16 protein-coding genes are annotated in these 12,965 nt (G+C 58.9%); 8 read left to right on the top strand and 8 right to left on the bottom strand.

Annotated elements, in window-relative coordinates:
• Window positions 1-7 precede the first annotated feature (7 nt).
• Window positions 8-835 carry a prenyltransferase gene (locus HL45_RS10340; RefSeq protein ID WP_049971024.1) on the top strand — a complete coding sequence of 276 codons (828 nt, stop codon included), beginning with the start codon at window positions 8-10 and terminating at the stop codon, window positions 833-835.
• Entirely contained in the window at window positions 828-1,661 is an 834-nt protein-coding gene (gene cruF / locus HL45_RS10335; RefSeq protein ID WP_049971023.1) for a bisanhydrobacterioruberin hydratase, read from the top strand. The genes HL45_RS10340 and cruF overlap by 8 nt, the downstream gene beginning before the upstream one ends.
• Before the next feature lie 13 nt (window positions 1,662-1,674).
• Here cruF and HL45_RS10330 read toward each other — a convergent pair whose 3' ends face one another.
• From HL45_RS10330 to HL45_RS10315, 4 genes are all read right to left on the bottom strand, one after another.
• Entirely contained in the window at window positions 1,675-2,622 is a 948-nt protein-coding gene (locus tag HL45_RS10330; RefSeq protein WP_049971022.1) for a phytoene/squalene synthase family protein, read from the bottom strand.
• 93 nt (window positions 2,623-2,715) lie between these two features.
• Window positions 2,716-3,030, bottom strand: a complete 315-nt coding sequence (locus HL45_RS10325; RefSeq protein WP_049971020.1) for a GerW family sporulation protein — start codon at window positions 3,028-3,030, stop codon at window positions 2,716-2,718.
• A gap of 322 nt (window positions 3,031-3,352) precedes the next feature.
• The gene (locus HL45_RS10320; protein WP_049971019.1) at window positions 3,353-3,637 is read right to left on the bottom strand and encodes a hypothetical protein; all 285 of its coding nucleotides are present in this window, start codon (window positions 3,635-3,637) and stop codon (window positions 3,353-3,355) included.
• A gap of 79 nt (window positions 3,638-3,716) precedes the next feature.
• Window positions 3,717-4,592, bottom strand: a complete 876-nt coding sequence (locus HL45_RS10315) for an ArsR/SmtB family transcription factor (protein ID WP_049971017.1) — start codon at window positions 4,590-4,592, stop codon at window positions 3,717-3,719.
• Window positions 4,593-4,692: 100 nt separating this feature from the next.
• On the opposite strand from HL45_RS10315, the gene HL45_RS10310 reads away from it, so the two are divergent.
• Together HL45_RS10310 and HL45_RS10305 are read left to right on the top strand one after the other, a co-directional pair.
• Window positions 4,693-5,034 (top strand): DUF7344 domain-containing protein, encoded by a 342-nt coding sequence (locus HL45_RS10310; RefSeq protein WP_049971015.1) that lies wholly within the window; start codon window positions 4,693-4,695, stop codon window positions 5,032-5,034.
• 66 nt (window positions 5,035-5,100) lie between these two features.
• Window positions 5,101-5,586, top strand: coding sequence for a hypothetical protein (locus tag HL45_RS10305; protein ID WP_049971014.1), 486 nt, complete (start codon window positions 5,101-5,103; stop codon window positions 5,584-5,586).
• A 313-nt stretch (window positions 5,587-5,899) separates the two neighbouring features.
• On the opposite strand, the gene HL45_RS10300 is transcribed toward HL45_RS10305, so the two are convergent.
• Window positions 5,900-6,094, bottom strand: coding sequence for a DUF7501 family protein (locus HL45_RS10300; RefSeq protein WP_049971012.1), 195 nt, complete (start codon window positions 6,092-6,094; stop codon window positions 5,900-5,902).
• A 178-nt stretch (window positions 6,095-6,272) separates the two neighbouring features.
• On the opposite strand from HL45_RS10300, the gene HL45_RS10295 reads away from it, so the two are divergent.
• From HL45_RS10295 to HL45_RS10285, 3 genes are all read left to right on the top strand, one after another.
• The gene (locus HL45_RS10295; RefSeq protein WP_049971011.1) at window positions 6,273-7,052 is read left to right on the top strand and encodes a pantoate kinase; all 780 of its coding nucleotides are present in this window, start codon (window positions 6,273-6,275) and stop codon (window positions 7,050-7,052) included.
• A 41-nt stretch (window positions 7,053-7,093) separates the two neighbouring features.
• Window positions 7,094-7,762 carry a TIGR00266 family protein gene (locus HL45_RS10290; RefSeq protein ID WP_049971010.1) on the top strand — a complete coding sequence of 223 codons (669 nt, stop codon included), beginning with the start codon at window positions 7,094-7,096 and terminating at the stop codon, window positions 7,760-7,762.
• A gap of 82 nt (window positions 7,763-7,844) precedes the next feature.
• Window positions 7,845-8,681 carry a cytochrome c oxidase subunit 3 gene (locus HL45_RS10285; RefSeq protein WP_049971009.1) on the top strand — a complete coding sequence of 279 codons (837 nt, stop codon included), beginning with the start codon at window positions 7,845-7,847 and terminating at the stop codon, window positions 8,679-8,681.
• A gap of 9 nt (window positions 8,682-8,690) precedes the next feature.
• Here HL45_RS10285 and HL45_RS10280 read toward each other — a convergent pair whose 3' ends face one another.
• Window positions 8,691-9,251: a hypothetical protein gene (locus tag HL45_RS10280; RefSeq protein WP_049971008.1), complete on the bottom strand. Its 561-nt coding sequence runs from the start codon at window positions 9,249-9,251 to the stop codon at window positions 8,691-8,693.
• On the bottom strand, window positions 9,248-11,512 hold the full coding sequence (locus HL45_RS10275) for a DUF6789 family protein (protein WP_049971992.1): 2,265 nt from the start codon (window positions 11,510-11,512) through the stop codon (window positions 9,248-9,250). Before HL45_RS10275 ends, HL45_RS10280 begins: the two co-directional genes overlap by 4 nt.
• Window positions 11,513-11,719: 207 nt before the next feature.
• Here HL45_RS10275 and coxB point away from each other — a divergent pair, with 207 nt between their 5' ends.
• Window positions 11,720-12,463 (top strand): cytochrome c oxidase subunit II, encoded by a 744-nt coding sequence (gene coxB, locus HL45_RS10270; RefSeq protein WP_049971007.1) that lies wholly within the window; start codon window positions 11,720-11,722, stop codon window positions 12,461-12,463.
• A 6-nt stretch (window positions 12,464-12,469) separates the two neighbouring features.
• Here the strand turns inward: coxB and HL45_RS10265 are convergent, their stop codons facing one another.
• Complete coding sequence (locus HL45_RS10265; protein ID WP_049971006.1) at window positions 12,470-12,832, bottom strand: hypothetical protein; 363 nt, start codon at window positions 12,830-12,832, stop codon at window positions 12,470-12,472.
• Between the last annotated feature and the right edge of the window lie 133 nt (window positions 12,833-12,965).

The following is a 12,965-nucleotide window of genomic DNA, read 5'->3' as shown; positions in this document are numbered from 1 at the left end:
ACACATTATGATCCGATATTTGCTCAAACTGTCGCGGCCGCGATTCTGGCTCTATCTCGCGGGGCCGGTACTGGTCGGTGTCGCCTACGGCGCACAGACCGTTGACGACCTGTTTTCGCTCCCGGTATTCGCGCTGTTCGCCTACTTTCTGCTTCCGGCGAACGTCTTCCTCTACGGCATCAACGACATCTTCGACGCCGACATCGACGAAGAAAATCCGAAAAAGGACGAACAGGAAGTTCGGTATCAAGGGAGCCAAGTGGTTCCAATCGCAGTCGCGCTTTCGGTTCTGCTGGGACTCGGCTTGCTCCTCATTACCCCAACAGTCGCGTGGCCGTGGCTCCTCGGCTTTCTGCTCCTCGGAGCGGAGTATTCGGCTCCACCACTGCGTTTCAAGACGACGCCATTGCTAGATTCGCTTTCGAACGGGTTGTATATCCTGCCGGGAGCGGCGGCTTACGCCGCACTTTCCGGGAGTCATCCACCCCTGTTAGCCGTGATTGGTGGCTGGCTCTGGGCCATGGCGATGCACACGTTTTCCGCGATTCCGGACATCGAACCCGACGAGAAGGCCGGAATTAGAACTACTGCCACGATGCTCGGTGAACAAAAAACCCTCGCGTACTGTGCGGTCTGCTGGTTGCTGTCGGCAGTCTTGTTCGGCCTGCTCGACCCGCGAGCAGGCCTGCTTCTGCTCTGCTATCCCGCGCTCGTCGCGGCGTGGGTCGCCCGCGACGTGGCGGTCGACCGGGCTTACTGGTGGTATCCCGCCATCAACACCGTCGTCGGGATGGTGCTGACGGTCGGCGGACTCTGGAGGGTCGTCCGTGGATAGACGCGAAGCGGAGGCCAAACTGTCCGAAATCATCCGCGAAAACCGGTTCACAATTGCCGTGATTTTCCCGCTCGTCGGTGCCCTGCTGTTCGTGGCTGGCTACGAGGCGTGGCTTCCCGCGTGGCTGGCGCAAAACCCGTTTCTCATCATCTTCGGGACGCTCGTCATGCGGTCGCCACTCGTTGCTGGACTCCTCCCCAAAATCGACCGTCGGGCCGGAATCGCGCTCGTGGTACTCGCGCTCTACACCTACGCCATCGAGTTCGTCGGCGTGACGACCGGACAGCCCTACGGCGAGTTTCATTACCAACTCGAACTCGGGCCGATGCTGTTCGGGACGGTTCCGGCGGGTCTGCCCGTCTTTTTCTTCCCGCTCGTGCTGAACAGTTATCTGCTCTGTCTGCTATTGCTCGGCCCGCGAGCGAACTCCCGGTTCGCTCGCGTTCTCGCCTCGCTCGCCGTCGTTCTCGTCATCGACCTCGTGTTAGACCCCGCCGCGGTGGCGCTCGGCTTCTGGGCCTACGACGGCGGCGGGGCGTACTACGGCGTCCCGGTGTCGAACTATCTGGGATGGGTGCTCTCCGGAACCATCGCGGTCGGATTGGTCGAACTCGGCTTCGACTGGCGGGCACTCCGTGCCCGCCTCGATGACTGTGAGTTCATGCTGGACGACATGGTCAGCTTCGTCATCCTCTGGGGAGCGATGAACGCCTATTTCGGAAACTGGGTTCCCGTCGCAATTGCCGTCCTGCTGTTCGCCGGACTGCGTCGAATCGACCGATTCGACTTCGCTGTGGGTCAGTCGGCGCGGGGAACACCGCGCTGATTCCCAGTTGCACTCACCGGGTCGGCATCGGCGACCCGGTTCCCGTTCGATTGTCGTCACCGTCTGGAATACTGCTCACGGCCCGAAAGACGGTTTCCGGGTCGCGGGAAAACCGCCACTGCCAGCGCGTTTTGGCGAGAAGCCACAGCTTTCGGGTCGTCCGCAACTGCGGCGTTTCGGACAGTACGTCGTACTCCCGTGCCCGAATGAGTCGGTGATGGTCGGCGTACAACACCGACGCGAGCAGGACGGCCAGTTGGCAGTCCGCCGGAAGATACTGGACACCTGCCACCCCGTCCCAGTACAGCGATTCCGCCCGTTTGAGTTCGTCGCGCATGACCGCGGCGAACGACTCTGAGTAGTCGAATTGGCGGATTTGTTCGTTCGTCACGCCGTGGCGCGAAAGTGTCGTCTGCGGCAGATAGATACGATTTCGTTCCACCACGTCCTCGCGCACGTCCCGGAGGAAGTTGGTCAACTGAAAGGCTTCGCCGAGCGCGATGGCGTGCGGGCGGGCTTGCTCTGGGTCGTCCGCATCCATGATGGCGAGCATCATCTCGCCGACGGCGGCGGCAGACCCGCGCATGTACGTTTCCAGTTCGTCGTAGGTTTCATAGCGCGCCTTGTCGATGTCGGTCTGCATGGCCTCGACGAACACCTCGATTTTGGCGTCCGAAATTCCGCGTTCGTCCGCAACTTCACGAAACGCCGCGAGAACGGGGTCGTCCGTGGATTCACTGCCCAACGCTTGCCGCCGGAGTCGTTCGAGTTCGGCCCGCTGTTCGTCCGGCGGAACCCCCGCGGCGTCGTCCACGATTTCGTCCGCGGTTCGGAAGAAAGCGTACAACACGTAGGTCGGATGACGCACTCGTTCCGGCAGGAGACGAGTTGCGAGATAAAATGTCGGGCCGGTTCGCTGATGCACTGATTTACTTGTTGAGAGTTGTCGTTCTGTGACCATTCAGGGAGACTCCGATTTCGGCTCGGTGACTTCGTGACACCCGAATACCACGTCCTCGTGTATAATCGTTTGTGTGGACTGTCGGCCCGGAAATCATTTTCGCCGTTTCAGAAGCACGCCAAGCAAGAAGCCCACAACCAGCGCGACTCCGACACGGCGCGATTCCGCAAATCGAATACAACGTGTTCCATCCGGTGTTATTTCGACTACCCCGACAGGCGTTGCACCAACGCCACCACCCACTCCACTGCTGTTTTCGTCGCCACTGCCGCCGAATCCGTACCCGACGCTCGCCACTGGGACGATGGTTTGGTCGCCCGCTGAAATCGACTCGCCATACACCGTTTTGACGCTTGCACTTTGTCGAAGTCGCTCGGCCAGCGATTCGATTCGTTTGAAAGAAGCCACCCCGGTCAAATACGTCAGCAGAGAATAAGATTGTTCGGGACGAACTGGTGTTGACCACCGATAAAGGAGTGCGTGAATGAGTAACACTTGATAGCGATTTCGCCAATCAGCAGCCAACCCGTTTCACAGAACTCAGCAACGATGTACAATGCATTCTACGGAGTCGTATATAGTACAATTAGAGACGTTTTTACGGTCGGTTGAAAGTTCAAAACGTGGCGCGACGGAACGTCGCCGTGACAAATACATTGGAACAGTCATCCACAGTCCGCCAGCCAGCACGTCGCGTCACACGCCATCTCCTTGCTCGGGAACCGACGAATTAGCTTTCGGTTCGCCCCTGTAACAGCAGTCCGAACCCTAACAACCAACAGCTAACGCCCAGTCCGAACAGACCGAGCGTGAGCGTCGTTCCCGACGTCCCCAAGACGAACGTGTTCGGTGGAACCGACCCTATGAGGGATTGCAGTGCCTCTCCCGCGGTTTCAGTCCGGGAGACGACACCGGTTGTTCCGAGGAGAATTGCGGGAATCGACAGGACGAACAGTGCCACTCCCGACGCTATCGACAGCGTTCCGATGGTGTGAACCGTTCGTCGGTCGAACACGCACGAACTCCATTCATGATAGCATACCGCACGACTTAATCGTGTCTCGTCATCTCCTCCGGTCGAAATCCCACGGAATTCAGGCCGATTTTCGATACACGCGGATGTACCAGACCGCAAATCCGAGGGCGAGAATCAGCGCGCCACCCAAGAAAAAGAGCAGGCCGGGTGGAACTCCGGCGGTCGCAGACCCTTCCGTAACCGTCTGAACCGCCGTCGTCGCGGTTTCCTGCACTCCGTCCGTCGTCTGGTCAAGGGTCGTCGTTGTGGCGTCGCCAGCGGTTTCGGTCGTCTCAGAAGCTTGCGTCGTCACTTCAGTTCCGCTGTCGGGAACCGATTCTGTCACCGTCACCGTTTCGTCGGCGCTGTCGGTGGCCGGTGCAGTCGTCGAGTCAGTGCTCAAGTTACTGTTCCCGTCCGCTCCAGAACCGGAATCGCCGGTTTCGTTCCCACCCTGATAGCCACCGTCGTCATAGCTATCCCCACCCGAGGACGACCCAAACGACGGCAACAGTCGTCCCGCGGAGAGTCGCTGGACGACCAAACTCGCCACGCCGAGGACACCGAGTCCGCCGAGGAGGTTCGAGAGGGCGGATTCCAGTCCGACTGTGTCGTCTTCGTTTCCGGCGAAGAGGACGAGCGGCCCTGCTGTGGGGGCGTACACTTTCATCTCGCGTCCCTTCTCGGAGTAGGCCGTGTCTGCAACTTCGATGAGGTTTCCGTCTTCTAGTTTTTCGAGGTGATACCGGACGTTTTGCAGGGACGTATCGACTCGTTCCGCGATGGTTGTCGGAGTCGCCGGTTCCTCGTAGAGGGCCGAAAGGATGTTTCGCCCGGTTTCGGACGAAAGCGCCGAGAGGAGTTTATCGGCATCCTCGCTATCGACGCCGACGACTCGCGGGTCGCGCTCTTCGTCCGCGACGGAGTCGACGGTGGAGGGCAGAAAGTCGACCATAGCCTATCATTTTAGCCCGTGGATATAACTCTGCCCGACCGGTGTTTCCCGGCGTTTTATTACCTCCCGTCGAAAACGCACGTTCTGATAGGTTGACTTCATGGATGGCGAGGAGAACTCACTGCGGACATTGCTACAGATTCTCGCGGAGCCGCGGCGACGGTACGCGCTGTACCATCTTCGGCGACACGACGAAACCACGGTAACGCGCCTCGCCGACAACGTCGCGGGGTGGATGGACGCCGTCCAGTACGAACCGCTGTCGGCGGAGGCGCACGTCCACATCTACACCGAACTCCATCACACCGACATTCCGAAGCTCAGCGCCGCGAAAATCGTCCGTCTTCACGAGGACGAGGAGCGATTGGAAGTCGTTCGGTTCCCGGAAATGTTGAGCAATCTGCTCGACGTAACGCTCGAATACGACGACAAAGAGAGCTAATTCGATACTGTTTCGGCATTTACCTATTTACTAATAAAGCATCTCGTCCGCGAACAGTCGAGTATCATGAACCGGATGCAGACGGTACTGTTCGTCGCTGGCACTGCGCTTTTTCTCACAGGTATCGCGGTCAGCGTCGGTGGACTTGGTTCTTCTGCGGCGGACGCGGAGGCTACGAGTCCCGACGACGCAGGTTCGGAGATAGGTGAGGGCGAGACGCAGGACGACGCCGATTCCGGCAACGGAGCAGGGGAGAGCGGACAAGACACCGAGAACGGTGATTCGAACGACGAAGGCGGGGATGAGCAGGCCGACGAAGAGAACGCGGATGACGACGAACGGGAGAGTGATGAAACAGAAACCGAGCGACAGGACGATGAAGACGAATCTGATGACGAGAACGAAGGAGATGGCGAAAACGACGAAGACGAATCCGAGCGCGAAGATGAGACGACTACCGAAGACGAAAACGAGAGCGACGATACCGAGAACGGGAACGAAACGACCACCACGACCACTGAAAGCGACGAAAATAGCGGCGTCGGAAACTAACTGAACTGTTGTTTAGTTCGAAGCTTTTGTGAAATACCGCCGCTGGCCGACCACGCCGAAGCGCCTCGCTATTTCTGTTCGTACCGACGCTCTGCGAGTTTGTAGCCCGTGAGCAACCCGACCGCGCCAAGTAGGCTACTCAGGGGTCATTCGAAACCGGAGTTCGCCATCGTCGCGCGTGTACCTCCGAAATCCGACGAGGAGCGACGAAAGGAATCCCGTTACTGCTTGATACTGGTACCGGCGACGCCGATTCGTGGGGCGAAGGTTCACTCACGAAAATATAACTCTACTCCCGAGCATCAAACTCTCCCTATCCGCCCCACTCGCCGCCTATATCTCCGGCAATCTGCTCGCGCCACATGTCGTACTCGGTTTTGCACGATGGGTTCGCTCGCACGTGAGCGATGAATCCCCAGCCACCGTCTTCGAGGGCGGCATCACAGAACGGACACCGTTCCGGATTCGTCCACGAAGTCGCCTGCGCTGGTTGTGTTTCATACGGCATACACCGTACTACAACGACATAATGTAAAATATTTCGGATGGATGAAGACAGACGACTACTTTACGCGTCATTTGGTGTTCATTGAGCAACTAATGGTGGTCGGTGCTGATTGTTCGTCTATTTCCACTCTCGTTCCGCAGTCAGCGGATTGAAGTCGGACTTTTGCGTCCGTACTCCCATGAAAGCGTTCGCACCGGGAAGCGTGACGGCCGTGTTCGCACCGACCGAATCGGGCGACGAATCGAGGGGCGCGAGCATGGCAATCGAGGACGGTATCGTGGCCGACGTGCAAAACGCCAACGAAACCGAAATCGCGCTCGACGGCGAGGCAACCGATTTCGAACCGGTCGAAGGCGTTCTTGACCAACTCGGTGTTACGGCGCGGGTCGAACTCGACGCCGCGATTCCCATCGGTTGTGGATTCGGCGCGAGCGGCGCGGCAACGCTCGCAACCGCGATTTCCGCGAACGAAGTTTTCGAACTCGGCTATTCACAGGACGAACTGGTCGGGGTTTCGCACGTCGCAGAGGTCGAAGCAGGAACTGGACTCGGTGACGTGTTCATTCAGTCTGCAGGGGGACTGTTGATGGACGACGGGTCAGGGAGAAAACGATGGGAACCGACCGACGCCGTGGAGTACGTTTCCTTCGGCGGTATGTCCACGAGCGACGCCCTCGGCGACGAGGCACTCATGGCTCGCGTTCGAACCGTCGGCGGACGAACCCTGCGTTCGTTTCCAGACGAACCGTCGCTAGAGCGAGTGATTCGGGATTCGTGGGCGTTCGCTCGCGAACTCGAACTGCCGACGAGTCAAGTTCGAGAAACCGTCCGCGAAGTGGAATCAGAAGGCGGCGTGGCGAGCATGGCGATGCTCGGCGAAACCGTGTTCGCCGTCGGTGTCGATGGTATTCTACCCAACAGAACGAAAGTGTCCCACCACGGTTCACAGCTTCTATAGATACATACCTTCAAATATCTGAACGACAGTTAGTATCAACTATGGAATACGAAATCACCAACGGGCCGAGCAACGCGGTGCTTACAGTCGAACTCGACACCGACGAATACGTCGAAGCGAAAACCGGTGCGATGGTGAGCAGAAGTGCGACCATGGCCGCAGACACGGAAATCGCGGGTGGCGAGGGAATTACGGGGATGCTCTCACGGGCCATCAGCGACGAACAGGAAATGATTACGAACACGTTCACAGCGGAGGAAAACGGCGCACACGTCACTCTCGCGCCGGATACGCCGGGCGACATCGTCCCCATCGACCTCGCCGAAACCGGGCGCATCAAGGCCCAATCCGGGTCTGCGCTGGCGTGGTCACCGGAAGTCGAACACGAAACCGCACTCAACAACGCGCGGAACTTCTTCTCGTCCAGCGAGTTGACCGTTCTCGCACTCGACGGGGACGGCATCGCCTTCCTCTCGTCCTACGGGTCGATTTACAGCGTGGACATCAGCGACGACGACCCACTCATCGTGGACGAAGACCACCTCGTCGCGTGGACGGACGGACTCGACCTCACGCGGGAGCGCGACGGCGGTATCAAGTCCTCGTTCCTCGGCGGTGAAGGGCGCGTCACTCGTTTCTCGGGTGAGGGAACCACATGGCTCCAAACCCGCGACCCCCTCGTGTTCATGAGCGGCATGTCCAGCGAGTAACTCCGGGTTCGACAGGAATCGTTTCGATCGACTCTCGACTGCCATCGGTTTTTTGCTGTTCGGTAGCCTGTGTCTATCAGCCATGACCGATTCGGCGACCAGTAGTGCGACTGCGGACGCTGACGCCCACGAATCCCATCACGAACGCAGTCAGTGGCCGGTCGTCTCGGCAGTCGGGGCGGGCCTGCTGTACGCCGGAGTCGCACTGTTCCTGTTGGGGCGCGCGACGGATGTCATTCCCGCGATTGTCGGCGCTATCGCCGGGGTCGTCGGTTTCGGTGCGTTCGTCGCCGGACTCGTCGGATGGCTCAATCAGGCGTATTTGGCGGGCTACTGGCGGAATCAGGCGAGCGCCCGAAAACGCCGGGCGTACCGAGCGACCATGATTCTGTTTCTGGTGACGGACGTAGCGACGTTCGCCGCGGGGTTCACCTACTACGTTTTCGTCCGCATCGGCGGGTGGCCGCCGCAGAACCTCCCCGACGTGTTGACCTCGTTGGTGCTCGTCAACACGGTCTTGCTCGTCCTGAGCAGTTTCACGCTCCATTTTTCACATGCGGCGCTCGAAAACAACCGCCGGAATCGGTTTCTCGCGCTGTTGGGCGTGACGATTCTCCTCGGCGTCGCGTTCGTCGCGGGGCAGGTCTTGGAGTACTACGAGTTCATCGTCGGGGAAGGGTTCACGCTCACCTCTGGGATTTTCGGAAGCGCCTTCTTCGGCCTCACCGGACTCCACGGTCTGCACGTTACACTCGGCGTGATTTTGCTCGGCATCGTCTTCTGGCGGGCCAAACGCGGCCAGTACGATTCAGACCGGGATACGTCGATTACCACGGTTTCGTACTACTGGCATTTCGTCGATGTCGTCTGGCTGATTCTCGTCCTCATGCTGTACGTCGGGGCCGAAATAACGGTGTGAGTTCGAAAACTATCGGGACATCCGTCCAGCCCGTTCTTCGCGTTCGAGCAATTTTCGGTAGAGCGGCGGCGTCAGAATTCCGAGAATTCCGAGTAGGATGGAAACGACGCCCAAGGGGAACAAAAGCGGGTCAACGGAGAGACACGAATTCGTCGATGAAATCGTCGCGTACCGCACGGTTCCGTCGGACGTGACGAGGACGCCGCGCTGGAACGCCTGACGATGCACGAACTGGCCTCGAACGTCGGCAACGCCCCTTGGACTTTGGACGGCCTCTCCGAACGCCCGTCGCTCCGCCGGAGCCAGTTCTGCGACGGTGAATCTATCGAGGGTCGGCGTTTCCGGGTTTTCCACGTACTGCCCGCTTTCCACGGGGGAATAGACGATGATTGTCGGATTGCTACACAACCCTAATTCGGACTGTGCGACGGCATACCCACCGAGGATGCCGCCCGCGATTCCGACTGCGACGAGGAGGGTTCCCACGAAGGGCGCGCCGTAGGTCAGGACGAGCGAACCGACTGTTCGGTCGTCCGGCACGGGACTGGAGTATCGCTCGTCCCCACTCATCCTTTGACCTGCCAGCGCGAGATGAGGTATTCGAACGTGACTGCCAACCCGAACCCGTAGAACCAGTGGGCGATGAGGACGAACACGACGTAGGCGAGCAGCTGCAAGTCCGTCTGTCCCGTGTAGAACGCGAGTGCGAACCCAACCGAGATGATGGTCGCGTAGGCCAGTCCGGTGATGATTCGCGGCCGTCCCGGCAGATATTCGGCGAAGACGGCGAACAGGAGCGCCCACGTCGTCATTCCCCCCGCGAGAAAGAGGAGATACCCGACGGCGACACCCTGCATGCCGACGAGTTCCGCGAGTTCGGAAAACGACCCGAGGTCGAACACGCCCAGAATCGTCGCCGTGAACAGCACGCCGGACATGAGGGTCGTTCCGACCAATCCGCCGGTTCCGGCCGCGAGAGCAACGCGCGGAATCGTGCTCAACAGCGGTTCGACGGTGCGGAGAACCGTCGGACTTCCTTCACCCGGAACGGTAGTTGAGGACGGGCGCGTCGTTTCGGGTTCCGTGGGTTCGATGCCGTACTTCTCCTCCAACCGCCGCTCGAACCACTGCCACTCGCGGGTGAACTGCTGTGTTCGCTTCAATCCCCACACGTCGGCGGTCTGTACCGGCGTTCCGCTCCAAAACGACCAGAGCATGTTGTAGAGCCACAACAGCACGCTCAGGCCGATGAGAAACGCGCCGACCGTCGCGATTCGCTGGAACGAGGCGAACTCGGGGGGGTAGAACGCGAGACGGCGCGGTAGGGTCAACAACCCCATAAGAATCAGTGCTCCGAAGGTCAGCACGGAGCCGAACACCAGCAGGATGGACTGAAACAGTGCGAGTTGGCGGTCGTACAGCCGTCCGGTCAAAATTGGATACCAGTAGTAGCTCGCCGCAATCATCATGAACGGGATGATTCCCATGACGATGAAGTGGAAATGCCCGACGACGTAGTAGGTGCCGTGGTAGAGGATGTCCACGGGAATCGTCGCGAGGAAGATTCCCGTCACCCCACCGACGACGAAGGTTCCGATACTGCTGATACAGAGCACCATCGGGGCGGTCAATCTGACGTTGCCCGACCAAATCGTCGTTATCCAGTTGAACACTTTGATGGCACTCGGCACCGCGATGGCGATGGAAACCGCCATAAAACTCGCGCGGATTCGCGGGTCGATTCCGGTGGTAAACATGTGATGGGCCCAGACGCCGAACGAGAGGATGCCGATGGCGAGCGTCGAATAGACGACGAAGGTGAAGCCAAACAGCTTTCTCCCCGCGAATTTCGGCAGGATGAAGCTCATCAGTCCCGCCGCAGGGAGGAAGATGATGTACACCTCGGGATGGCCGAAAAACCAGAACAGATGTTGCCAGAGTATCGGGTCGCCACCCTCCGAGATAAAGAACGTCGTCCCGAAATTCCGGTCGAGCAGGAGCATGATGAGTGCACTCCCGAGCAGCGGAAACGCGAACAGAATGAGGCCGCTCGTCGTGAGGATGTTCCAGACGAAGATGTCCAAGTTTTCCCACCCGACGTTTTTGCCGCGTTCGTAGGCGATGGTGACGATGAAGTTGATTGCCCCGAGGGTTGTTGCGATGCCGGAAAGATGCAGACCGAGGATGAGGAAGTTCACCTGCGGATTCGGTGACTGTATCGAAAGCGGAGTGTAGAGCGTCCAGCCGAGTTCGGGTTCTCGAAGCGTCCAGAAGAACTGAAAGAGGTCGCCGTGGATGTTGAAGAGGTTGAGAAACTGCCCGACGACCTGCGCGGGAAGTCCCCCGCGAGCGAGAAAGAGGGAGGGCGGGAGAAGCCAAAATCCAATGGCGTTGAGGCGGGGAAACGCCATGTCGTCGGCGTCGATGAGAAGCGGAACGAAGTAATTCGCAATGCCGAAGAATACCGGGGTCACGAAGAAAAACAGCATCGTGATGCCGTGAGCCGTAAAGAGCGCGTTGTAGGTTTCCGTAGACCAGATGTCCGCGTTCGGGGTGAGCAGTTCGGTTCGCATCATCATCGCGTCCGTCCCGCCCCACAGTGCCGCGAAGGTTCCGAACAGGATGTACAGTATCCCGATTTCCCGGTGGTTCGTCGTTGTCGTCCAGTGGACGACGGTTCGTTTGAGCGTTTCCAAATCCACGTCGAACTCGCGCCGCGACCGATAGCCGCCGTCCGGTTTCGTGGCCCGTTTTTTCGAGAGCCAGAAGACGAACCAGCAGGCACAGAGTATCGACCCGAGGATGGTCAGTTCGACCACTGCTCGGTTCACGGTTGGTATCCCCCTGTTGCCGATAGCGTCCTCCGTCGATGCGTCCGGCACGCTTCGCTCCCCATTTTCCCCCACCCCTCGTACATGCGTACATACTCGCGTCGGGAGCCAACACGATAAAGCCGCAGGCCGAACTGAATATATACAGACTGACACGTAATCCAGCGTGCGATAAACTATATCCGGCCGTCAGTTGACTCCGGTACAATGCGACTTCGTCGCGGGGGGATGGTCGCCTGTCTTCTCTGTGTGCTTGTAATCGCCGCCATCGAACCAGCGGCGGCCCAGTCCGTCAACAAACGGCTCATCGACCAGTTGAACTTCCAGCTCATCTACGTGGCGCTCCCGTTGACTCTGTTCGTCGAAATCATCCTCATCTACGCAGTCGTTCGATTCCGAAACAACGACGACCCACTTCCGACCGCCGAAGATCCGGCCCTGGAAATCACGTGGACTATTGCGACCGCCATCATCCTTCTGTTCGTCGGTTTTGCGGCGTACACGGTGCTCACCAGTCCGTACATCACGCCGAATCAACCCGGCGACCAAGTGAACCAGATGGCCGCAAATGGGACGAACAATTCGTCCGCGTCGGACGCGGTGATGGTGGAGGGACTCGCCTATCAGTGGGGGTGGCAGTTCGAGTATCAAAATTCGAACCGAACCACGCAAGACGAGCTCGTGATTCCGGCGAACAGCGAAGTGTACGTTCGGATGACATCCGCGGATGTCATCCACTCGCTGTTCGTGCCCGAACTCGGCGTCAAACAGGACGTGTTTCCCAGTCGAACAGCGGTCGTTCACACCCGCGTCTACGAACCCGGAACGTATCGCGGCTACTGCACCGAATTCTGTGGCGCGGGCCACGCGCGAATGAGAACCACTGTTAGGGTACTGCCACAGGACGAGTATCGCCAATGGCTTCAAGGAAACGCAACCGCTGAAAAGTAAATTTGGTTAGTTGCCGTTCGAGAGTTCGACGTTCTCCAGCGTGAGTCCGACTTCTTCGATAGTAATCTCGATTCGGCAGATTTCGTACGTTTCTCCGTTTACCGACAGCGTCAGTCCCTCGATAGTCGTCGTGGACTCCGCCACGGTGTAACTCCGGTCTTCGATGGTCGTGTCAGGCAGCCCCGGCCCGGAGAGGGAGGTGTCCGAGACGGTTATCGTCGCGTCTTGAATGGTTATCTCCTGACTGCCGATTTCGTGGATTTCATCGCTCGCGGCCTGTCCGCCCGCGAGTGCCACGCTCGTCCCGCCAGCGAGGAGGAGGACGCCAATCAGTATGCTTGCAGTGAGTTGTCGGGGTGTGAGTCGCATTTTGCATCTCTCTTATTCGCTGGAACGGGGAAAAACAGCGGAGATCGTTGACGGTGGTTCGGCTCGGTTGAACGAAGTTCGTTCCGTACACAAAATCGATATAGAAATTCATAAACCTCGTTAGAATTGTTCT

The sequence above is a fragment of the Haladaptatus cibarius D43 genome, from assembly GCF_000710615.1.
GTDB lineage: Archaea > Halobacteriota > Halobacteria > Halobacteriales > Haladaptataceae > Haladaptatus > Haladaptatus cibarius.
This window is presented reverse-complemented; position numbering and strand designations above follow the sequence as displayed.